Raw genomic sequence first — 20852 nt, 5'->3', positions numbered from 1 at the left:
GTCCTCAGGCAAATTGCCCGGCGGGTTGTCCTGCAAGCAGGATGGCCGCGTGTGTGGTCGCTACGTCGGTATGCTTCGTCGTCTGCGTCAGCGCGGACAACATGGCATGGTCGTCGAAGCGGAAAAAACAAAGGAGTTGGTCGGAAGCGGCCAGCCTGACAATCTGCGCGAGCGACAAACCGCCAAGCAGATCGGCCAGTTCCGACGACAGGCCCAGCCGGAACATGCCGACGGGCTTATCCTCGCGCAACATGCGTTGCGCAAGCATCAGGTACGACAAATTAATCTCGCGGATAGAATCCAGCGTCTCGCTGCTACGGTCCATTTCTCTCTTTTCCGAAGCCCCGAATTATTAACCCCCCGGCGTTTTTCGCCGTTGTATTTTCTCTGGTCCATGTGTCGGCCCTCGCTCTTGTGTTTCCCGGCGGCGCCTGACTATTTGATACAAGGTGTTACAACTCGTAACACCTTGAGCCGAATTGTATGAGGGCTTATCTCGGAAATCAATCCCTGTCATAAAAAAATAATCAGGGGATGTATCACAATTTCGGTAATTCTTTCTGCCATTTGCGCTGCGTCAAAAAACACCGGGCTGCAAGCCTCGTTTTGACGGGCTTCGGGCGTGAAAGCACGTGAGATAGGGGTTTTTGCGGAGGGTTGATGTACGCGCAACGACTTGTGCGATGCCAGGCTTGGCAATGGGATGTCAATAAACGTTTTGAAAGGATTTAGCCGGCCAGGTAAAAAATACGGAATGCAGGATTAATAAGTCTGAGGATACAAATGTAACGGGTGGTCGGACCCTCTGCTACAAATTCCCCGCTCTGGGGCAGTTCAGCGGCAACTTGTAACAGGTTGCGGGTCCCACCTGGCCGGCTTAGGCGGCGTCATGCAAGATTACGCCCAGTGTGTGACGTTTACCCGCGCGAACCCGACTGACGCCATGGCGCAACACTGCCCGGGCCGCGCCGCGGGCGCCTTGCAGCGGCCGGTGGTGCACGGCGAACAGCACGGCGTCGCCCTTGCCGAGCGGCACCACCTCGGCGCGCGACTGCCGGCGCGCCCGCTGCTCGGTCAGCACGAACTCGCCGCCCGTGAAGTCGAGGCCCGGTGCACTCAGCAGGATCGCCGCCTGGACCGGGAACACGTGCTCGCCGTACAGGTCCTGATGCAGGCAGTTGTAATCGCCGGGGCCGTATCGTAGCAGGAGCGGGGTGGGGCGCCGCTGGTCCGCCGCGTGGCAGCGCGCGATGAAGTCCGCGTGAGTGGGCGGAAAGCGCGTGTTCGAGCCGAGCCAGTCCGCCCAGCGGTTGGCGAGCCCGACAAGCCGTGCGTACAGCAGGCCGCGCAACTGGGCCACCGTCCCGGGTAGCGGATAGGCGAAATACTGGTACTCGCCCTGGCCAAAGCCGTGGCGCGCCATCACGATCCGGCTGCGGAAGGGGGCCGCTTGGTCGTAGAGCGCTGCGAGTGCTTCGCACTGCGCGTCGTCGAGGAGATGAGGGATCAGCGCGTAACCGCGCGCCGTGAGGTCGTCTTCGATGTCGGGCCACGGGGCGGCGTCGAGGCGGGCCGCAAGGGCGGGATCTGGTGTTGGGCTTTGTATCGGGTCCTGTATCGGGCGTGAGCGCTCGGCGGCGAAAGACATGACGACTCCGGAAGTGCGTGACAGAGGCGCCCAGTTTCGCGTCCCCACGGCGCGCGCGCACTCCGCACCTTGCGCTGCAATCCCCTGGTCCCGGTCGGCCGGGTCAATTGCCGGCGACCGTCCGCAGTGCTGCGGCAGTGGTTTCGTCGGCGGGAAAGAACGCCTCGATGGCGAGCTCCGAGAGCGTGATGTCGACGGGGGTGCCGAACACGGTCGTGGTGCTGTAGAACGACAGGTCGCCCAGCGCCGTGCGCAGGCGCAGCGGGACGGCGATGTGGTTCTGGATCGCCCCGGCGGCGGGCGGCTCGGCCGGCGTGCCCGGCGGCGCCGGATAAGCCGCCAGTTCGTCGTGCAGTGCCGCGAGCGTGGGGTCGCCGCTCGCGTCGATCTGGCGTTGCAGCCGCGCGAGCAGATGGGCGCGCCAGGCGTGCCAGTTGAGAATGCGCGGCGCGACGCCCTCGGGATGGAGCGAGAGCCGCAGCGCATTGACCGGCGCGGCGAGCAGCGCGGGCGAGGCGTCGCCGACGAGCGGCGCGAGCGCGCCGTTGCTTGCGACGATGTTCCAGTAACGGTCCACGGCGAGGGCCGGATAGGGCTCGTGGCCGCGCAGCACCAGATCGACGGCTTCGCGCGCGGCCGCGAGCTGCGGATCGTCGAGCGCGCGCTCGCGGTAGAGCGGCGCATAGCCCGCCGCCATCAGGAGCGCGTTGCGCTCGCGCAGCGGGACGTCGAGCTGCTCGGCGAGATGCATGACCATCTCGCGGCTGGGCTGCGCGCGCCCGGACTCGACGAAGCTCAGATGCCGGGCCGAAATGCCGGCCTCGACAGCGAGCAGCAACTGGCTCATGCGGCGGCGCTGGCGCCAGTCGCGCAGCAGATCGCCGACGCTGCGGCGGGCGGAGGCGGCGAGGGCGGAAGACGGCGCCGCGGCGAGAGGAGCGAGCGTGTTCATGTCGCTGATTCTAGCGAAGCCGATAGGCGCGGCAATTACCTCGGGGGTAAGATGCGGGAAATGTGGCGAGGCGCGCTTTTCCGTCCGCTTGCTGGCACGCTTCCTGGCCGGTGCGACCGAGAAGCCCAGGAGGGGAGCGCGCAAATCGCCTAAAATGAAATTCTCACCGTATGTGGCGGCGTGGCGAGGAGAGATTGCCATGAGGGAAACCGTAGCTGCTTATCTTCTGGGTCCGGCCGTCATGCTGCTGGTGTGTGCCGCCATGTGGGTCCTGTCGCATCGCTACGGGGCCGCACTGGAAGAGCGCCTCGCGCGCTGGTTCGACGCCCACCGCGGTCACGGCATGCGCCACAAGCATTGAGCGTGCCAGCCGCGCACCTTGCGCCCGGCGCGATCGGTTGCGCACGGATCGCCCGCTGGTTGTCGGCCCCGCGCAATGATTCACGCAGTCGTTCAGTGTGTAACCACGGTAGCAGGCGCGGTCATCCGGCGATGCATTTTTCCGGCGTGGTTTGGTACGCAAATTACCAGGTAGTGCGAAGCAATTGCGCTCACGCCGAATCCCGGTGCGATCCTGCCGCACGCCGGTCTTATTCCTCGTTGATCCACGCGAATGATGCAAACCGGAGCGAAGCGGCGGGAACTGTGCGCCCATGCCGAGGTCATTCCGTAATCGCATGACGGAGCCCTCCATGACACGACCCGCCGATTCCCTCATCATCTTCATCGCGCGCCTCGCGCTTTCCATCCTGTTTTTGTGGGGCGGCGCCATGAAACTGCTGGGGTATGCGGGCTTCGTCGGCTATCTGCATGCGAGAGGCGTACCCTATGTGCAGATCGCCGCGCCGGTGGCCGTGGCCGTCGAGTTGCTGGGAGGACTGGCCATCGTGCTTGGCGTGCGCACGCGCACGGTTGCGTTTTTGCTCGCCGTGTACGCTATCGCCACGGCGGTGCTCGGCCACGACTTCTGGAACATGACCGACGCGGCGTTGCAGCAAGACGCCGTCGTGCACTTCTGGAAGAACGTGGCGATTGCCGGCGGCTTTCTGCTGTTGAGCGTGACGGGTGCGGGCCGTGCTTCGGTCGACGGCATGCGCGCGCCGCGCGGCGGACTGCGCGGCTGACGGCACCCTGTGCCGCGAAGGCGGTCTGGAACATCCCCCGGGCGAACAAGGAGCGGGCCTTGATACAGAACTTCGATTTCAACGTGGACGGCAAGACCGAACGGCTTTGCGCGAGCCTTGCCGAGGACGGTTCGCGGCGCGTGCTGATCAGCTACGCGGATTCGGCGAAGACACTCGTGATCCTCGACGCCTCCGGACTGCTCGGCGCACTCAAGGCCGAACTGGAGGAACCCGACCGCCTGATTGCGCACGCCATTCACAAGGCCGAAAGCGAAGGGCTGATCGATCGTGCCGTGGCGACCGGCACGATACAGGAGACGTCGCTTTAGCGCCTGGCACCCGGTAATACCCGGCCGGCAATGCCCCGCCTTCAACGCGAGGCTTTCGCGCGCGAGGCTTCGAGTTCCGGTTCGGCGACAGCCTGCGCCGGCGAATGCGCAGTCTCGGCTCTCACGAACCAGGCAAGCCCGGCCGCAGTCAGCAGCAGTGCCGCGGAGACGAGCGTTTCTGCGCGCAGCCCCGCCACCACCTGAGCCGCCGCACCGGTGCCCGCGAGGGCGCCGAACGCCGCCACGCCCACAGCGCCCCCCGCTTGCCGCGCCGTATTCAGCAGCGCCGAAGCGGTGCCGGCGCGAGCCGGCTCGACGCTCGCCAGCACGGCCGTCGTCATGGCGGGCACCGCCAGCCCCATGCCCGAAGGAATCAGCAGGCACGTCACCAGCAGCGCGGCGAGCGGTGTGCTCGCATCCGCGAGGCTCAGCAGCGCGTAGCCGCTGCCCGCGATGAGCGCGCCGACGATCATGGGCGGCCGCGTGCCGAAGCGTGCGACGGCATGGCCGCTTGCGATGTTCGAAAGCAGGAAGCCGCCCGTGAGCGGCACGAACGCGAGCCCGGCCTGCAACGGCGATTCGCCGCGCGCATGCTGCAGATAGAGCGCGAGCACGAAGACGGTGCCGTAGTAGGTGAGGTTCACGCAGACGCCGAACAGCACCGCCGCGCTGAACGTGCGGTTGCGCAGCATGGCGAGCGGCAGCATGGGATCGGCCACGCGGGCTTCCAGAAAGAGGAACGCGCAGGCGGCAACGAAGGCCAGCACGAAGCCGCCCGCCACGGCCGGATGGGCGAAGCCGAGCGGCCGCCATTCGATGACCGCGCCCGTGAACGCGGTGAGCGCCACGACGGCGAGCAACTGGCCGCGAATGTCGAGGCTGCGTACCGGGGCGCGTTGCGGGCTGCCGGCGTTGGCCGCGCCAGTTGCCTGCGGATTGCGCTGCGGCGCGGGAATCCACGCGAGCGTAGCCGCGAGCCCCGCCGCGCAAAGCGGCAGGTTGACGAGAAAGATGCTGCGCCAGCCGAACGCCGCGATCAGCAGCCCGCCCGCCACCGGCCCGGCTGCGATCGAGATCGCCCCTGCCGCCGTCCAGAAGCCCACGGCCCGCGCGCGCAACGTGCGCTCGTGCCGGCAGGCCTCGTTCAGGAGCGCAAGCGAGTTGGGCAGCATCATGGCGGCGCCCGCGCCCTGCACCGCGCGGGCGGCGATCAGCAGGGCCGGCTCTGCGGCGAGCCCGCAGGCGAGCGAGGCCAGCGCGAACACGACGAGCCCCGCGGCGTACATGCGCCGCGCGCCGTAGCGGTCGCCGAGCACGCCGCCCGAGAGCATGAGCACCGCGAAGGCGAGCGTATAGGCATCGACGATCCACTGCAGGCGGGCGACGCTCGCGTGGAGGTCGGTCGCGAGCCGCGCGAGCGCGATGTTGACGATGGTCACGTCGAGTTGCGTGACGACGAAGCCCACGCTGACGGTCGCAACGATACGGGCGAGCGCGGGCGTGAAGCGGGCGAGGGCGAGGGGATGGGGTTTCATGCGTCCCATCTTAGGACGCCGGCCGGCTGCGACGTTTCAGTGTGTCCTGAACTGTCGCAGCCGGCCCGGGGCGGCCTTCTGCGGCCGGCGGAAAACGATGTACGCCTTAGTCCGCGCGCTGCCCGTCGTTCCTGATGAAGAACGTGGCGAGCGCACCCAGCACGCAGACGGCGGCGACGTAGTAAGTCGGGGCCATCGGCTCGGACTTCATCAGCAGCGCGACGACGATCGGCGTGAGGCCGCCGAATACCGCGTAGGCGACGTTGTACGAGAACGAGATGCCCGAGAAGCGCACCACCGGCGGAAACGCGTTGACCATCACGAACGGCACCGCGCCGATCGTGCCCACCAGCAGGCCGGCGAGCGCGTAGAGCGGCATCAGCAGCGAGCTGTCCACGGCCATCTGGCGGAACAGGACGTAGTACGACACGGCGAGCGCAATGCCGCCGATCGCCAGCACGCGGCGCGCGCCGAAGCGGTCCGAGAGCGCGCCCGCGCTCACGCAGCCCACCGTGAGGAAGAGCGTGGCGACGCAATTGGCGAGCAGCGAGGTGGTGGCGTCGAGATGGAACTGCTTCTGCATGAGCGGCGGCGTCATGAGGATCACCACGACGATGGCCGCCGAAAGCATCCAGGTGAACAGCATCGAGACGATCACGGCGCCGCCGTGGTCGCGCAGCACGGCCTTGAGCGGAATTTCGCCGGACAGCGACTTGCGCGTCTGCATTTCCGCGAACACCGGCGTTTCGTGCAGCCATTGACGCAGATAGACCGAAAACAGGCCGAATACGCCGCCGATCAGGAACGGAATGCGCCACGCATACGCGGCGATGGCCTGTGCGCCGAAGTGGTGATTGACGGCCGCGGCGATCAGCGAGCCGAGCAGGATGCCGAAGGTGAGGCCCGCCGTGAGCGTGCCGCACGCGTAGCCGATGTGGCGGCGCGGCACGTGCTCCGAAACGAACACCCAGGCGCCCGGCACCTCGCCGCCCACGGCCGCGCCTTGCAGCACGCGCAGCGCGAGCAGCAGCACCGGCGCGAGCACGCCGATCGAGGCGTAGGTGGGCAGGCAGCCCATCGCGAGCGTGGGCAGCGCCATGAGCAGCACGGAGAGCGTGAACATGCGCTTGCGGCCGAGCAGGTCGCCGAAGTGCGCCATCACGATGCCGCCGAGCGGCCGCGCCAGATAGCCCGCCGCGAAGATGCCGAAGGTCTGCAGCTGGCGCAGCCAGTCGGGAATCGACGCCGGAAAGAACAGCTGGCCGATGGCCGGCGCGAAGAACACGAAGATGATGAAGTCGTAGAACTCGAGTGCGCCGCCAAGCGCGGCGAGTCCCAGCGTTTTGTAGTCGCCGCGCGTGAGCGAGCGGGCAGGCGCGGGCGCGCGGGCGCCCAGATCCGTTGCTTGCATTTCCGGGAAGTCTGTTTTTGTTTGCGAGAAGTTCGAGTTGGCCCGCACGCGCGTGGCGTCATGAGCGGCCGTCGTCGGAAAGTGGGCGCTGGGTGGGGGCCGGGACACGGGCGCGCCTGTCCGGGTAGGACGGCGCGCCGACGACTGGGAAGCCAGCCGGCGATTTTACAGGAAGCCGACGGCGCGGCTGGCGGCGCCTCGATATCGTACGTATCTGATAGACGCTCTTTTCACATTTCAACAGAATTGCGCCACTTTCAAATTGGACCAACACGGGGGCTTCCATGCGGATCGCGATCCTGCAGCGCGACGCGGCGCAGCGCGGCCAGATCGAGCAGATACTCGCCCAGGCGGGCCATACCTGCCTGCCTTTCAGCGACGGCTTTGCGCTCACGAAGGCGCTTGGCGCGTCGACGGTGGACATGCTGGTGCTCGACTGGGAGGGCACGCGGTTTTCCGGCAGCGAGGTGCTCAAGACCTTGCGGGCGGTGAGCGGCGGCCGCATTCCGGTGCTGTTCGCCTCGCAGGACGCCTCGGACGACAGTGTCGTGCGCGCATTCGCCGTGGGCGCCGACGACTACATCGGCCTGCCCGCATGCCCTTCGGTGCTGCGGGCGCGCATCAATGCGCTGTTGCGCCGCGCATTCCCCGACCGCAGCGATCATGCGGCCTTTGTCACCGGTCCTTACCGGTTCGACGTGCGGCGCCAGTCGGTCACGGTGAACGGCAAGCTGGTGATGCTTTCGGGCACGCAATACCGGCTTGCGGCACTGCTGTTCGCCAATGTCGGCCGGGTGCTGTCGCGCGACCATATCTACGCGGCGGTGTGGGGCCGCGAGCTGCAAACGCTCACGCGCACCATCGACAGCCATATCTCGCGGCTGCGCGCGCTGCTGGAAATCGACGACGAAAACGGTTTCAGGCTGCAGCCGGTTTATAAGAGCGGGTATCGGCTGCTTCGTCTGCCGGGTGTGGCGCTCGAGCGCGAGACGGCGTGAGCCGGGACGCGCGGCTGCGCGGCGGCAAAAAGAAACCGGCGGTGTGCTCAGGCACACCGCCGGTTTTTTTCTAATCTCTGATCGAGTTTGGGGCCCGGGTCAGCGAGCGAGGCCCAGCCCCTGGAGTACGGCATTGCCTTCCGACGTGAGGCGAATCTTCGCCGCGCCCGCTGCATCGCTCGGCACCTGCTCCACGAGTCCCGCTTCCTGAAGGGTCGAGATTTCGGGTTTGGCATGGGCGTCGATAGGCGCGTGCAACAACAGCAAGAGGGTCGCCAGTTCGTGATGGCTCAAGAGCCGGCGCAGCATCGTGCGCTTTGCGGGCTTCGCGGGCCTGGCCGCGGCGGCCGGGTTGTTCGATACGTCCTGATTCACGGGTACCTCCTGTTGCTGCGTTTTTTCTGTCAGGCGGATGATGCGGACGAAGACTTAAGCGATTCTTAAAACCCTCTGCCAAAAGTGTGTCGCCATGCTACATGACGTTACACAGCCGTGCAGGATGCCGCCCAGCGCCGCCCAACCCTTTCCGGAGGCTTTCCGCAACGCCCGTGGCCGCGTGCTGCAATCAGGGTGCGCAGGTCTTGCTGGCGCCTTCGATCCACAGATTGGACGTGTGCCGCTTGCCCGCGTAGAAGCGGTACGTGGTGGTGCCGTTGTCGGCGCGAACCTTGATTACGTTCGAGTCGCCGAAATTAAGCATTTGGCCCTGCGGCAGCGGCGTCGTGCTGAAACTGGCGCCATGCCGCGTCGCTTCCACCGTGAGGCAGGCGATCACGTCCTGAACCGACCGGTTGGTCGTGGTATCGATCACGGGCTGGCCCGAATCCGGATTGCTCTGGAACCAGGAGCACGCTCCCAGCGTGAGCGAGACGGCGAGTGGCAAAACGACCTTCTTCATATTTCTCCTGTCGACCCGTTGTATTGAATGCGTGAAATGCACCCGGCATGCCGCGCGGGCTGCACCGCCTGCACCGATAGCGCGCCATTATATTGGCCAGGGCGTAGAAGAAGATGCGAGAGCATGCGCCGTGCCGCCCTCTGCCTGACCGCCGTGACAGGTTGCGCAGGCACGAGTGTTGCGGCTTCGCGACTGTCTCATCGTGCACCCTCACACTGCCACACAACTTCTTACATAGCGAGATAGACTATCCGAGAGGTGCCGTTCCGTGATCTGGCGAGACGTCAGGGAGAAAACACATGAACCGCCCGTCGATCCGCTTTCCTCTTCGCACTGTTGGGGCTGGCTCGCTTTGGCGATGGGTCAAATGGGGATTCGTCGTTGCCGTCCTCATGGCCCTCGTCATCATCGCGCGGCTGATCCAGATCGAGATCGATACCTCGCGATTGCAGGCGCGTTATCTCTCCGAACTGACGCGCGACATCGGCTTCACCGTCGAGAACGGCCCGAGCCACAGCATTCGTTTTCCCACCACGAACGGCCCTTACGACGTGCGGCTCGGCTATGCGGAGCTGCCCTCGTTCCAGCAGCGCCTCGAAGCGCGCGGTTTCGTCGTGGCGTCGCAGGCGCGCGATTCGGAGCGCATGCTCGCGCTTGCCGACGAAGGCCTCTTCCTGCCGTATGAAGAAAAGGACCAGGCGGGCATCGTGCTGCGCGACGCCGACGGCGCGATGCTGTTCCACACGCGTTACCCGCAGCGCGCCTACGAGAACTTCGACGCCGTGCCGCCGCTCGTGCGCGACTCGCTGCTGTTCATCGAAGACAAATACCTGCTCGACCCCGACCAGCCGAACCGCAATCCGGCCATCGACTGGGGGCGCTTCAGCCGTGCGCTCGTCGATCAGGGCGTTCGTATCGTGAACCGGCATCAGCAAACGCCCGGCGGCAGCACGCTCGCCACGCAGATCGAAAAATTCCGTCACTCGGCGGGCGGCCGTACGGCCACGCCGCCGGAAAAGCTGCGGCAGATCGCATCGGCCTCGGTGCGCGCCTATCTGGACGGCCCGCAGACCTTACCCGCGCGCCAGAAGATTCTCGTGCACTACCTCAATTCGGTGCCGCTCTCGGCGAAGGCGGGCATCGGCGAAGTCAACGGTCTGGGAGACGGCCTCGCTGCCTGGTATGGCCGCGATTTCCGCGACGTGAACCGCATCCTGCGCGAGCCGGTTTCGGCCGGTACGCTCGACGAGCAGGCGCTCGCGTTCCGCCAGGTGCTCTCGCTGCTGATCGCGCAGCGCGCGCCCTCGTACTTCCTGCAGCACGACAACGGCGCGCTCGCGAAGCTCACCGACAGTTACCTGCGCCTGCTTGCGAGCGGTGGTGTGATTACGCCCGCGCTGCGCGACGCCGCGCTGGGCGCGCAGCTCGCGCTCGATTCGTCGAAGCCGCCGCGCACGAGCGCGACGGCATCCTACGCCGACCGCAAGGCCGTGCTCACGCTGCGCACGCAACTGATGCAGACGCTGGGCCTCAAGACGCTCTACGATCTCGACCGCCTCGACCTCACGGCCACGGCGACGCTCGATGACGGCGTGCAACAGGCAGTGAGCGAGCGCCTTGCCGACGCCATGACGAAGGATGGCGCGCGCGCAGCGGGCCTCGTCGGCTTCGAGATGCTACAGCCGTGGGACGACCCCTCGAAAATCGCGTACAGCTTCACGCTCTTCGAGCGGCGCAACGGCGAGAACCTCGTGCGCGTGCAGACCGATAGCGTGAACCAGCCCTTCGACATCAATTCGGGCGCGCGCCTGAATCTGGGCTCGACGGCGAAGCTGCGCACGCTCATCACGTATCTGCAGATCGTGAGCGACCTGCACGCGAAGTACGCTTCGCTCGATACGAAGACGCTGCGCGCGATCCAGCCCGATCCCACCGATGCGCTCACGAAATGGGCGCTCGACTATCTTTCGACGACCGACGACCGTTCGCTGCATGCGATGCTGGAAGCGGCGGTGGAGCGCAAGTACTCGGCCAATCCGGGCGAAACGTTCTACACGGGCGGCGGCGCGCAGAGCTTCAACAACTTCGAGTCGAGCGACAACGCGGCGATCCTCACCGTGCATCGCGCGTTCCAGCACTCGGTGAATCTCGTGTTCGTGCGGTTGATGCGCGACATCGTCCACTACGAGATGATCCAGACGTCCGGGCCGCCCTCGCAATACCTCGACGACCCCGAAGTGCGCAAGATGTACCTCACGCGCTTTGCCGACGGCGAAAGCCAGGTGTACATGAAGCGCTTCTACGCGCGCTATCAGGGCAAAAGCATCGACGACGCCGTGGCCACGCTGCTGCAGCACACGCGCAAGGGCCCGGCGCGCATCGCGACGGTGCTGCGCAGCACGGTGCCGGACGGCTCGCAGGCGTGGTTCGACACGCAGATGCGCGCGCAGCTCAAGGGCACGAAGTTCCAGTGGCTCGACGACGAGGATCTCGCGAAATACTACGGCAAGTACGCAATCGACCGGTTCAACCTCAACGACCGCGGCTATATTTCGGGCATCCATCCGCTCGAGCTGTGGCTCGTGAACTATCTGCGCGAGCACCCCGACGCGACGCTCGCGCAGGTCCAGCAGGACAGCAAGGATGTGCGGCTCTATACCTATAGCTGGCTCTTCAAGACGCGCTACTACGCGACGCAGAACCGCCGCATCCGCCACATGATCGAACTGCGGGCCTACGATGCGATCGGCAAGTCGTGGCGCACGCTCGGCTATCCGTTCGACAGCATCACGCCTTCGTATGGCGCGGCGATTGGCGCATCGGGCGACCGGCCCGCCGCGCTCGCGCAGTTGATCGGACTCGTCGCGAGCGACGGTGAAAAGCTGCCGACGCATAGCTTCGAGTCGCTCGACTTCGCGCGCGGCACGCCGTACGAAACGCGCTTCGTGCATGGGCAGGTGCCGCCGCAGCCGCTCGTCTCACCCGAGATCTCGCAGGTGGTGCGCGAGTTGCTGACTTCGGTAGTGGAAGGCGGAACGGCGAAGCGCCTCGCCGACGGCATGACGTTCCCCGACGGCCATACGCTGCCGGTGTACGGCAAGACGGGGACCGGCGACCAGCGCTTCAACGTCTACGCGCCGGGCGCGCGCCTGATCGAATCGCGCAAGGTCAATCGCAGCGCAACGTTCGTGTTCGTGATTGGCGACCGCTTCTACGGCACGCTCACGGCGTGGGTGCACGAACCGTATGCGGCGCGCTACTCGTTCACGAGTGCGCTGGCGGTGCAATTGCTCAAGTCGATGGCGCCCGTGCTGCAGCCGTTGCTGGACGAACAGGCTGGGCAGGGCGACGGCTCGAAGCCGGACGTCAAGCGCGATCCCGTGCAGGTGACGCTGATCGATCCGAAGTCGGGGGCCATGCGTCAGGTGTCGTGGCAGCCGGGGCCGGGTAAGGGGGCGAGCCATTAGGGCTTTCTTGCTCTCGATCGTTCGATCGATGGATGGGTGAGGTGCCGCACGGCACCTCATTTTTTCACGCCTTGAAAATTCGTACAGCTAATTAATTAAGCACCGATACGCTGCCGAGGCTCAATCGGCTGATCTTCGGCTTGGGACGGAAACCGCCGCTCACGCAGTCCCGGCTGAAACGGCTTGCCGGGACTGCGTGAGCAGGCGGGATGCGCGCCCGGCTCAGTACTGGCCGGCGGCAGGCGGGGGCGGAGGCGAACCCGGGGGGGGCGGCGGCAGATAGCGCGGCGCCTGCGACGGCTGCGTGGTGACCATGCGGCCGGCCACGGGGATGCGGTTGCCGTTCGCGTACATGCACTGCAGATAGGCGTAGTCGTAGCGGCGCTGCACGTCGTAGGCCGAACCCTGGACATTGCCCATGCCGACGGCGCTGCCGGCGAGCAGGCCCGCGCCCGCACCGATTGCAGCGCCGCTGCCGCCGCCGAACGCGGCGCCGGCGGCGGCTCCCAGCGCCGTGCCCACCACGGCGCTGCCGACTGCGGTGTTGGTGGCCGCCTGGTTGGTGCCCGGTCCGCCCACCTGCTGGAAGGCGAAGCCGCGGCAGTTGGCGTCGTCGGCGCGGAACTGGTCGAAGGTCTTGCCGGTGCCCGGCAGCGCCATCACGCTCGGCCCCGTGGGAACGACGGCGCACGCGCTCACCAGGCCCGCCATGGCGAGCAGCGCGAGATAAGTGGTTTTCATGTGCAACTCGATATCGTCAAAGGGTTCAGTTGTCCGGCGCCTGTTGCGCGGGAACCGTGCGCCAGCCCGATGCGCATTGCTTCACATAGGGGTAGTAGGTTTTCGAGGCGTCGCAGTAGTACCAGGTGTCGCCGCCGTCGTCCTGCCCGTTGGGGCCGGCGGCGGGTCCTTGCATCTGCCCTTGGGGCCCCTGGGCATAGCCCGGGTCCGGTGCGCCCGGCGCTTGCCCTTGCTCGACATAATCCGGCGCCTGGGGAGGCGGCGCGACCACCACGGGGGCCGGCGCGTAGTAGTACGGCGCGGGCACGACGGGGTAGTACCACGGGCCGCCGACACCGACGTACACGCCCACGCGCGCCGCATGCGCGGCGCCGCTCGCGCACACGAGCGCTGTCGCGGCGGCCCCGAGTAACAGTTTCGACCTTCTCACAACGATCTCCAGAACGATAGGCGACGCGCGGATGCGTCCACCAGTGGATTATCGAACGCTATGACAACCTTGGTGCCAATGCAATTACGCGAGTTGCACCGTTTTTTCGAGTTGTTACAACGCCCGAACCGGCAGCGCCCCGCTGCGCGGATTGGGGTCGTATCGACGTGCAACCTCGCGCATCGTGGGCCTATTTCAGTGGAGGTACGGAATGAAAGGTTTGCGTAAGTAATAATCGGAGATCGCCGTGGTGTGCGGCGTCGCCGCTTCGGTGCGGTTTGCGCGACGTTTTTCGCGGGGCGGCAGGGCGTTCGCGGGGCGCGGGCGCCGGCGCCCGCGCCGGAAAAAGGATTAATGAAGAAATAATAAGGATTGCCATTGAATCGTGCGATTCATTCGTAAATCGATCCACACCTTTGAGACGTCAGGTTTTCTAATAACGTTTTCAGAACCCGATCCAGAAAGAAAGCCATTTTTATTGCATGGCCTGACATTTTCCGGGCACTTATTTCACCGAATGAAAATTAACTTCGACCGAAAAAGATGCGCCATAAATCGCCATGCCTTGACCCCTAAAAATACCTCGTATTGAAACGTTTGCCCTGGCGAAAACCCCTGGTCAAGTCGCGATGCCGGAGGGCCGATATAACGCGAGTAGGACATGCCGCCAGGGGGTGCGGTGCAGAAAAAAGAGCATGTCCCGCCATCGGTTTAAATCGCGTGCAATTCAGGGCGACATCAGAACGCCCATCAATAACAAACGAGAGATCCGCCTTGTCAACCGGCGGGCGGCACAACGGATTGCGCATCGATCCGCCTGTGATAATTTGCGAGGGAAAAAACGATGGAACATTCGACGCCTGAACGTCAGCTTGAGCTCCATGAACTGAGTGCGGTGAGCGCGGCCCTGAACCGCGTGCAAGCCGTGATCGAATTCGACATGCAGGGCATCATCCTTCACGCCAACGACAATTTTCTCGCCACGGTCGGCTATACGCTCGACGAAGTCCGTGGCAAGCACCACAGAATGTTTTGCGATCCTGATTATGCTCAAGGCGAAGCCTACCGGCAGTTCTGGGAGAAGCTCGGCCGCGGCGAGTTCGATCGCGGCGAGTACCGGCGGCTCGGGAAAGGCGGCCGCGAGGTGTGGATCAATGCGTCGTACAACCCGGTGATCGGCGACGATGGGCGTCCGTACAAGGTCATCAAGTTCGCCACCGACGTCACCGCGATCAAGCAGCAGCACGCAGAATATGAAGGCCGCCAGCGTGCCATCGACAAGGCGCAGGCCGTGATCGAGTTCGACACCGGCGGCAACGTGATAAAGGCGAACCAGAATTTCCTCGACACCCTCGGCTACCGGTTCGACGAAATCCAGGGCAAGCATCACCGTCTGTTCTGCGAGGAAACCTATGCGGCGAGCCCCGAGTATCGCGAGTTCTGGGCCAAGCTCAATCGCGGCGAATTCGATTCGGGCCGCTACAAACGCATCGCCAAGGGCGGCCGCGTGGTGTGGATCCAGGCAACCTACAACCCGATCTTCGACGTGAACGGCCGCCTCTACAAGGTCGTGAAGTTCGCCATCGACGTGACGGCCCAGGTGGATCTCGAAGAGAGCGTCAAGCGCCGCGCGCAGGACGACCAGCGCAAGGTGGAGCGTCTCCTTGCCGTGGTGAACCGCGCCGCGTCCGGCGACCTCACGGGGGTCGTCGACGTGGAAGGCGGCGAACCCATCGACCAGCTTGCCGCCGGCATCAAGGGCATGATGAGCGATCTGTCCGGCGTGATCGGCAAGGTGGTCGAATCGGCCGGCACGTTCAAGGATTCGTCGCAGGACATCGCTGCGCGCGCCGATACGGTGGCGGGCGGCGCCCAGTTGCTGGGCGCGACGGTGGAGGAAATGAACGCATCGATCGAAGAGCTGACTGCGTCGATCAACTCGATCGCCGACAATTCGCGCGGCGCCGACCAGCTCGCGAAGGACACGCAACAGGAAGCGGAGCGTGGCGCGAAGGCCGTGGCGCGCTCGATCGAAGCGATGGAACTCATCAACCGCTCGTCCGAAGACATCGGCGAGATCATCAAGGTGATCGGCGAGATTGCGAGCCAGACCAATCTGCTCGCCTTCAACGCGGCCATCGAGGCGGCGCGCGCGGGCGAGCACGGGCTCGGTTTTTCGGTGGTGGCGGACGAAGTGCGCAAGCTCGCGGAGCGTTCTTCGCAGGCCACCAAGGAGATTTCGAAGCTCATCAACGAGTCGGTCAAGCGCGTGGCCCAGGGCAGCGAAATTTCGAAGCAGGCGGGCGAAGCTTTCGAGAAGATCGTGGCCGGCGTGAGCCGCACGACCCAGGCGATTTCGGAGATCTCGTGCGGCGCCGACGAGCAGCTCGTCGCAGCGCGCGAAGTGAGCACGGCGATCCAGCAGGTGGCGGAGGAGACCGAGAAGTCGGCGGGCGCCTGCGACACCATCGCGCGTGCGGCGGCGTCGCTCAAGGGGGGCGCCGAAGGGCTCGACAAGACGGTAGCGCGCTTCGTCGTCTGACTCTCGGGAGACTGCCGTGGACATCGACCAGGACGTCGAGCCGGCGGTCCGTCGCGCACTTTTTGAACAGGTGCGCCGGCACACCGGCATTGCAATGAACGAGCGCAAGTGGACCATGCTGAAGGGGCGCCTGCGCCGCCGCATCATGGCGCTCGAGCTGCCCGACTATCGCGACTATCTGCAGGTGCTCGACACGAATGCGGACGAAGTGCGCGATTTCATCGACCTCGTGACGACGAACGAAACGTCGTTCTTCCGCACGCCGCGTATCTGGGAGTACCTGGCGAACGAGTACCTGCCCAGATGGGCCGCCGCGCATCCGGGCGTGCCGCTGCGCGTGTGGTCGGCGGCCGCTTCGAGCGGCGAGGAGGCGTGGTCCATGGCGATGCTGTGCGAGGAGTTCCGCGCGCGGCATCCGGCGTTTCGCTACGCCATCGTGGGCACCGACATCTCGGACGGCATCCTCGCGAGCGCAAGCGGCGGGCGCTACAACGGCCGCAGCATGGAGGGGCTGCGGCAGAATCATCCTGCGCTGCTGCAGAAGTACTTCCGCAACGAGGGCGGCGCCATTGCCGTGGGCGATGCGCTGCGCGCGCAGGTGGCATTCCGCCGTCACAACCTCTACGACCTGCCGCGCGATATCGGCGCATTCGATCTCGTCTTGCTGCGCAACGTGCTGATCTATTTCGACGTGGACGGCCAGCGCTCCGTGCTCGCGAACGTGCGCCGCGCGATGCGCCCGGAAGGCGTGCTGATCGTCGGCGAATCGGAGTCGCTCAGCCGCGTGGCCGGTGGTTTCGCATTCGAGCAGCCGCTCATTTACCGCAAGGAGGAGCGCGATCATGAGCAGCTCGCGTGACGTGCAGGTGCGAATGTGCGAACTGGCGGTGAGTAGTGCAGAGGACTCGAAGATTCTGCGTGCGACGCTCGGCTCGTGCGTGGGTATCGGGCTCATGTGGCGCGAGCGTTCGGTCTATGGCCTCGCGCATTGCCTCCTGCCCGGACCGCCCACCGATGCGTCGATTTCGTCGCGCGGCCCCAGCCGACCGCCTGGGAGTGCGAAGTACGTGATCGATGCGCTGCCGGCGCTTCTTGCGATGATGAAAGCGGAGCACGCGCCGCAAGGCGCCATCGAAGCGGTGCTGGCGGGCGGCGCCAACATGATGCAGCACCGCACGCCCATTCACGAACCCATCGGCGACCAGAACGCTCGCGTGGCGCAGCAACTCCTGGCCGTGGCGGGGTTTCGCGTCGTGCACGTGGACGTGGGCGGCGAGTGCGGGCGGCAGCTCACGATCGACTGCGAGCAGCATCACTATGCGATCCGCCGTTTCACCCGGCCGGGCTAGGATCGCTTCACCTTACGGAGCTTCGAGATGAATCATCGTTCGCAGTCAGCGGGCGGGCCCGTCGAGCTGTATGGATCGTTTCACCTGGCCGGCACGGAGCTCGCGCTGCCCGTTGCGGCCTTGCAGGAAGTCGTCAACCATTCCGATGCGCTGACGCCCGTGCCGCTCGCGCCGCCTTACCTGCTGGGTCTCTTCAATCTGCGCGGCACGTTGATTCCGGTGGTGGACCTGCGCCAGTTGCTGCGCTTGCCCGCCGAAGGCGAAGGCACCGCGCGCAAGATCGCGATCGTCGAGACCGATGGCTCGCGCGTGGGCCTGCAGTTCGACGGCACGGGCGAAATCCTGCGTGTGCCGGCCGATCAGGTGATCGCGATCGAAACGGTGCCGGGCAGCAATCCCTCGGCGATCGGCGCCGTGCTCAAGCTCGACGGCGGCGAGCGCATTCTCCAGGTGCTTTCGGCCTCCGCACTGCTCAGTCTGCGCGATGTGCCGCATCTCGCGAAAGCGGAAGTGCGCGCCACGCAGCAGCGCGCGCAACAGGGGCAGCGGCGCCAGAACGTCTCGTTCAAGGTGGGCGGCACGGCGCTCGCGCTGCCCATGGGTGCGATCCAGGAGATCATCCGCGTGCCGGCGCTGCAGCACTCGCCGTTCGCGGACGACGTCTGCATCGGTCTGCTCAACCTGCGCGGCGCGACCGTGCCGGTGATCGACTTCGGCACCTTCCTCGGCTTTGCGCGCGCGGCCGAAAGCGGCGTGTCGGCCGACGAGCGGCGTATCGTGGTCCTCACGCGCGGCGACCAGCATTTCGGCCTGCTCGTGGACGAAGTGGCGAGCATCGTGGCGTGCCGCGAGGACGAACTGCTGCAAATGCCGTCTTACGGCAGCGCGCATCGTTCGATGTTCGCGGGTTATCTCGCGCACGACTCCGGCGCGGGCGTGCTGCTGATCGACGCCGATGCGCTCTTTGCCAACTCTCGCATCGCCACGCTCGCGGCGGGCCATCGCGATCTGTACCGCAATGCGGCCGCAAACGCGAATGCAGCGGGCAAGCGCGGCGGCACGCGGCAGACGCTCGTGACGTTTCGCATCGGGCATCTGATCGGCGTGCGCATCGGCGAATTGCGCGAGGTGATCGACTATCGCGACGACGTGGTGAAAACGCCGGGCCTGCCCAATTTCGTACGCGGCGTGCTGAACCTGCGCGGCGAACTCGTGACGGTGATCGACGTGCGCGCGATGTACGCGATGCCGACCTACGAGGATCTTGCCCGCGCGAAGATATTGATCGTCGAGCATCGCGCCGAGAAGTACGGACTCCTCGTGGATTCGGTGGAAGACATCGTGACGCTCACCGGCGGCAGGCAGATGACGGTGCCCACGCTCTTCACGCGCGAAGGCGGTACGAGCGCGCGCAACGACATGCGCGAGGCCGTCGAACTGCCGGGGCAGGGTACGTTGATGCTGCTCGACCCGGCTTCGCTGTGCGAGCGCGTGGCCGAGGCCGTGGCGGTGTGACGTTCTGCCCGCGCTGGGCGCGGGCAGAACGTGTTCAGGCTTCGAGCGCGAGCGTCGCGAACGTGGCGAGCCAGTGCTCGCCCATGTAGTCGCCCGCCACGTGGTCGAGCGCCGTGTGCAGGTGCGTGGCGGCCGCTTCGCGCAGTACGGCCGCGCGCGCATCGCCCTCGGGCAGTGCGCGCGCCAGCGTGCGCTGGCACCAGGCGCGGCTCAGGTTCAGGCCGTCCAGGTGCGCGATCTTGCCGTCCGTGCGGTCCGTGACGGTCGCGGGCGTGAAGAGCGTGGCCGGCGAGCGCGCAGCGAGGTCGGGCAGGAAACGCCCGAACCATTCGACGAATTCGCCGGCGGGCAGCACGCGGCTCATCAGCACGGCTTCCATCAGCGCGGGCGAGAGGAACTCGTCGCCCGAGGGCTCCCATGCCTGGCATCCCGCATCGGCCAGATACCAGCGCCGCGCGGTTTCTTCGATCAGTGCCGCGAGCGCGGTACGCCCGGTCTGCCGCGCGAAATCCAGCGCGAGCGTGAGGGCGAACGCGGTATTGAAGTGCGTGCCCACGCGCAGCGGGTAAGTCGCCTTCGGCAGAAATTCCTCAAAACGTTCGACGAACGCCTCGGTCACCGGCGCGAGCGTGCGCGCCCAGCGCGCGGCTTCGGGCGTGGACAGGGAATCGAGCTGGGCCGCGAGCGCGAGCAGCCAGCCCCAGCCATAGGGCCGCTCGAATCCGCGGTTGTGCGGCAGGTCGAGGTACGCGAGTTCGCCAGCCATCTTTTCGGGCGTGAAGTGCTCGTCGATCACGGCGACGATGTCCGGCGCTTCCGGCAGATCGGGAAAACGCGCGATCAGGCGCGAAACCAGCCAGTAGCCGTGCACGCACGAATGCCAGTCGTAGCTGCCGTAGAACACCGGGTGCAAGGCTCGCGGCCCTTGAACGTCCTGCGGTCCGGCGAGCGAGTGCGTGAGCTTGTTCGGATATTCGCGCGTGAGGTGCGCGAGGGCGAGCGAGGCGAAGCGGGAGGCGTGTGCAGCGGTGAGCGTGTCGGTCATGGCGGAACGTGACGGCGGTAAGGAAACCGTCAGCGTACCGCAGAATCAGGCGGGGGTGGCGGTGCTGCCTGGCCGCTGCGCCGCGCGCTCGCGTTCGAGCTTGCGCACCGCGTCGCCCACGTCCTGGCTGAACTGCGCGAGCGCCGCCAGTTCGAGATTGGGTGGTTGCAGCGCGGGCCACAGCACGTCGACGAGCCGCTGCGCCGTGGCGTCGATATCGGTGCGGCGGCGGCCGAGCGTCGCGTCCCACAGCACATGCTCCATCGGCCCGAACACGAGCGAGCGCAAAAGCCGCAGCGGCATGTCGGTGCGGATCTGGCCGCATTCCTGGCCGCGCGCGAGCACGCGCATGAGCGGCGCCGTGTAGCGGCGCTGCATCTCGATGAGGGCTTCGCTCAGGTCGTGGTGGCGCGTGCGGCCCTCGGAGAGCACCAGTTCGCAGATGCCGGTGCCGCTTTCGAGCATGAGCCGCAGGTGCGTGCGCACGATGAATGCAAACTGCTGACGCACCGAGCCGTCGAGCGGCATGCCGGCTTCCATGGCCTCGATCGATTCGTCGTACCAGTCGCCGATCACGCGCGCGCACAGTTCCCGCTTGCCCCGGAAATAGCTGAACACCGTTGCCTCGGAAACGCCCAGGCGCTGGGCGATTTCGGCCGTGGTCGCGCGTTCGTAGCCCTTTTCGGAGAACACGTCGCGGCCCGCCTGAAGGATCTCCTTCACGCGCTGCTGCGACTTGCGCCCCGCGGGCTGCCGCCGGGAGGCGGGCAGGGCGGCTCGGGTAGCGACGGCTTCTGGCATTCTGAGTAAGGTTCAGTTAGGGATGCGTCTTGAGTTCGATTATCGGCGAAAAGTGCCGTAATGACCA

20 protein-coding genes are annotated in these 20852 nt (G+C 65.9%); 9 read left to right on the top strand and 11 right to left on the bottom strand.

Annotation, left to right across the window (positions count from 1 at the left end; all coding sequences use genetic code 11):
* Positions 1-4: 4 nt before the first annotated feature.
* From flhD to U5760_RS09925, 3 genes are all read right to left on the bottom strand, one after another.
* On the bottom strand, positions 5-325 hold the full coding sequence (flhD, locus tag U5760_RS09935) for a flagellar transcriptional regulator FlhD (RefSeq protein ID WP_322011404.1): 321 nt from the start codon (positions 323-325) through the stop codon (positions 5-7).
* 552 nt (positions 326-877) lie between these two features.
* The gene (locus tag U5760_RS09930) at positions 878-1648 is read right to left on the bottom strand and encodes a 2OG-Fe(II) oxygenase (RefSeq protein ID WP_322011402.1); all 771 of its coding nucleotides are present in this window, start codon (positions 1646-1648) and stop codon (positions 878-880) included.
* A gap of 103 nt (positions 1649-1751) precedes the next feature.
* The gene (locus U5760_RS09925) at positions 1752-2600 is read right to left on the bottom strand and encodes a helix-turn-helix transcriptional regulator (RefSeq protein ID WP_322011401.1); all 849 of its coding nucleotides are present in this window, start codon (positions 2598-2600) and stop codon (positions 1752-1754) included.
* Between the two features lie 199 nt (positions 2601-2799).
* Between U5760_RS09925 and U5760_RS09920 the strand changes: the two genes are divergently transcribed.
* The 3 genes from U5760_RS09920 (at position 2800) to U5760_RS09910 (ending at position 4053) form a co-directional block, all read left to right on the top strand.
* Positions 2800-2961, top strand: a complete 162-nt coding sequence (locus U5760_RS09920; RefSeq protein WP_322011400.1) for a hypothetical protein — start codon at positions 2800-2802, stop codon at positions 2959-2961.
* 331 nt (positions 2962-3292) lie between these two features.
* Positions 3293-3724: a DoxX family protein gene (locus U5760_RS09915; RefSeq protein ID WP_322011398.1), complete on the top strand. Its 432-nt coding sequence runs from the start codon at positions 3293-3295 to the stop codon at positions 3722-3724.
* A gap of 59 nt (positions 3725-3783) precedes the next feature.
* Positions 3784-4053 (top strand): hypothetical protein, encoded by a 270-nt coding sequence (locus U5760_RS09910; protein ID WP_322011396.1) that lies wholly within the window; start codon positions 3784-3786, stop codon positions 4051-4053.
* Between the two features lie 41 nt (positions 4054-4094).
* Here the strand turns inward: U5760_RS09910 and U5760_RS09905 are convergent, their stop codons facing one another.
* The gene (locus U5760_RS09905; RefSeq protein ID WP_322011395.1) at positions 4095-5588 is read right to left on the bottom strand and encodes an MFS transporter; all 1494 of its coding nucleotides are present in this window, start codon (positions 5586-5588) and stop codon (positions 4095-4097) included.
* 106 nt (positions 5589-5694) lie between these two features.
* A complete protein-coding gene (locus tag U5760_RS09900; protein WP_322011393.1) occupies positions 5695-6999 on the bottom strand; it encodes an MFS transporter in 1305 nt (434 codons plus the stop codon).
* Positions 7000-7283: 284 nt separating this feature from the next.
* Here U5760_RS09900 and U5760_RS09895 point away from each other — a divergent pair, with 284 nt between their 5' ends.
* Positions 7284-7997 (top strand): response regulator transcription factor, encoded by a 714-nt coding sequence (locus U5760_RS09895; protein WP_322011392.1) that lies wholly within the window; start codon positions 7284-7286, stop codon positions 7995-7997.
* A 99-nt stretch (positions 7998-8096) separates the two neighbouring features.
* Here U5760_RS09895 and U5760_RS09890 read toward each other — a convergent pair whose 3' ends face one another.
* Positions 8097-8306: a hypothetical protein gene (locus U5760_RS09890; RefSeq protein ID WP_322011731.1), complete on the bottom strand. Its 210-nt coding sequence runs from the start codon at positions 8304-8306 to the stop codon at positions 8097-8099.
* Positions 8307-8562: 256 nt separating this feature from the next.
* On the bottom strand, positions 8563-8895 hold the full coding sequence (locus U5760_RS09885; protein WP_322011391.1) for a hypothetical protein: 333 nt from the start codon (positions 8893-8895) through the stop codon (positions 8563-8565).
* A 299-nt stretch (positions 8896-9194) separates the two neighbouring features.
* Between U5760_RS09885 and U5760_RS09880 the strand changes: the two genes are divergently transcribed.
* A complete protein-coding gene (locus U5760_RS09880; protein ID WP_322011390.1) occupies positions 9195-12362 on the top strand; it encodes a transglycosylase domain-containing protein in 3168 nt (1055 codons plus the stop codon).
* A gap of 222 nt (positions 12363-12584) precedes the next feature.
* On the opposite strand, the gene U5760_RS09875 is transcribed toward U5760_RS09880, so the two are convergent.
* Positions 12585-13103 (bottom strand): YMGG-like glycine zipper-containing protein, encoded by a 519-nt coding sequence (locus U5760_RS09875; protein WP_028229131.1) that lies wholly within the window; start codon positions 13101-13103, stop codon positions 12585-12587.
* 25 nt (positions 13104-13128) lie between these two features.
* Positions 13129-13533, bottom strand: coding sequence for a hypothetical protein (locus tag U5760_RS09870; protein WP_322011389.1), 405 nt, complete (start codon positions 13531-13533; stop codon positions 13129-13131).
* Between the two features lie 844 nt (positions 13534-14377).
* Between U5760_RS09870 and U5760_RS09865 the strand changes: the two genes are divergently transcribed.
* The 4 genes from U5760_RS09865 to U5760_RS09850 are packed head-to-tail and all read left to right on the top strand — an operon-like array spanning position 14378 to position 18939.
* Complete coding sequence (locus U5760_RS09865) at positions 14378-16075, top strand: PAS domain-containing methyl-accepting chemotaxis protein (protein WP_322011388.1); 1698 nt, start codon at positions 14378-14380, stop codon at positions 16073-16075.
* 16 nt (positions 16076-16091) lie between these two features.
* Positions 16092-16934: a protein-glutamate O-methyltransferase CheR gene (locus tag U5760_RS09860; protein WP_322011386.1), complete on the top strand. Its 843-nt coding sequence runs from the start codon at positions 16092-16094 to the stop codon at positions 16932-16934.
* Positions 16918-17424, top strand: coding sequence for a chemotaxis protein CheD (locus tag U5760_RS09855; RefSeq protein WP_322011384.1), 507 nt, complete (start codon positions 16918-16920; stop codon positions 17422-17424). Before U5760_RS09860 ends, U5760_RS09855 begins: the two co-directional genes overlap by 17 nt.
* A gap of 27 nt (positions 17425-17451) precedes the next feature.
* Entirely contained in the window at positions 17452-18939 is a 1488-nt protein-coding gene (locus tag U5760_RS09850) for a chemotaxis protein CheW (protein ID WP_322011383.1), read from the top strand.
* A 34-nt stretch (positions 18940-18973) separates the two neighbouring features.
* Here U5760_RS09850 and U5760_RS09845 read toward each other — a convergent pair whose 3' ends face one another.
* Positions 18974-19984, bottom strand: a complete 1011-nt coding sequence (locus U5760_RS09845; RefSeq protein ID WP_322011381.1) for a DUF2891 domain-containing protein — start codon at positions 19982-19984, stop codon at positions 18974-18976.
* Between the two features lie 45 nt (positions 19985-20029).
* Positions 20030-20785 carry a TetR/AcrR family transcriptional regulator gene (locus tag U5760_RS09840; protein WP_322011380.1) on the bottom strand — a complete coding sequence of 252 codons (756 nt, stop codon included), beginning with the start codon at positions 20783-20785 and terminating at the stop codon, positions 20030-20032.
* Positions 20786-20852 lie beyond the last annotated feature (67 nt).

Origin of the sequence: Paraburkholderia sp. J12, assembly GCF_905220215.1 — a bacterium.
Taxonomy (GTDB): domain Bacteria; phylum Pseudomonadota; class Gammaproteobacteria; order Burkholderiales; family Burkholderiaceae; genus Paraburkholderia.
The sequence above is the reverse complement of the archived record's forward strand: the minus strand, read 5'-3'. Positions and strand labels throughout refer to the sequence as shown.

Bases quoted from the DNA above. Each gene is read 5' to 3' on its own strand.
- U5760_RS09915 (WP_322011398.1), top strand. From the start codon at position 3,293: ATGACACGACCCGCCGATTCCCTCATCATCTTCATCGCGCGCCTCGCG.
- U5760_RS09920 (WP_322011400.1), top strand. From the start codon at position 2,800: ATGAGGGAAACCGTAGCTGCTTATCTTCTGGGTCCGGCCGTCATGCTG.
- U5760_RS09845 (WP_322011381.1), bottom strand. From the start codon at position 19,984: ATGACCGACACGCTCACCGCTGCACACGCCTCCCGCTTCGCCTCGCTC.
- U5760_RS09905 (WP_322011395.1), bottom strand. From the start codon at position 5,588: ATGAAACCCCATCCCCTCGCCCTCGCCCGCTTCACGCCCGCGCTCGCC.
- U5760_RS09840 (WP_322011380.1), bottom strand. From the start codon at position 20,785: ATGCCAGAAGCCGTCGCTACCCGAGCCGCCCTGCCCGCCTCCCGGCGG.
- flhD (WP_322011404.1), bottom strand. From the start codon at position 325: ATGGACCGTAGCAGCGAGACGCTGGATTCTATCCGCGAGATTAATTTG.
- U5760_RS09895 (WP_322011392.1), top strand. From the start codon at position 7,284: ATGCGGATCGCGATCCTGCAGCGCGACGCGGCGCAGCGCGGCCAGATC.
- U5760_RS09930 (WP_322011402.1), bottom strand. From the start codon at position 1,648: ATGTCTTTCGCCGCCGAGCGCTCACGCCCGATACAGGACCCGATACAA.
- U5760_RS09925 (WP_322011401.1), bottom strand. From the start codon at position 2,600: ATGAACACGCTCGCTCCTCTCGCCGCGGCGCCGTCTTCCGCCCTCGCC.
- U5760_RS09885 (WP_322011391.1), bottom strand. From the start codon at position 8,895: ATGAAGAAGGTCGTTTTGCCACTCGCCGTCTCGCTCACGCTGGGAGCG.
- U5760_RS09900 (WP_322011393.1), bottom strand. From the start codon at position 6,999: ATGCAAGCAACGGATCTGGGCGCCCGCGCGCCCGCGCCTGCCCGCTCG.
- U5760_RS09855 (WP_322011384.1), top strand. From the start codon at position 16,918: ATGAGCAGCTCGCGTGACGTGCAGGTGCGAATGTGCGAACTGGCGGTG.
- U5760_RS09890 (WP_322011731.1), bottom strand. From the start codon at position 8,306: ATGCTGCGCCGGCTCTTGAGCCATCACGAACTGGCGACCCTCTTGCTG.
- U5760_RS09850 (WP_322011383.1), top strand. From the start codon at position 17,452: ATGAATCATCGTTCGCAGTCAGCGGGCGGGCCCGTCGAGCTGTATGGA.
- U5760_RS09880 (WP_322011390.1), top strand. From the start codon at position 9,195: ATGAACCGCCCGTCGATCCGCTTTCCTCTTCGCACTGTTGGGGCTGGC.
- U5760_RS09865 (WP_322011388.1), top strand. From the start codon at position 14,378: ATGGAACATTCGACGCCTGAACGTCAGCTTGAGCTCCATGAACTGAGT.
- U5760_RS09875 (WP_028229131.1), bottom strand. From the start codon at position 13,103: ATGAAAACCACTTATCTCGCGCTGCTCGCCATGGCGGGCCTGGTGAGC.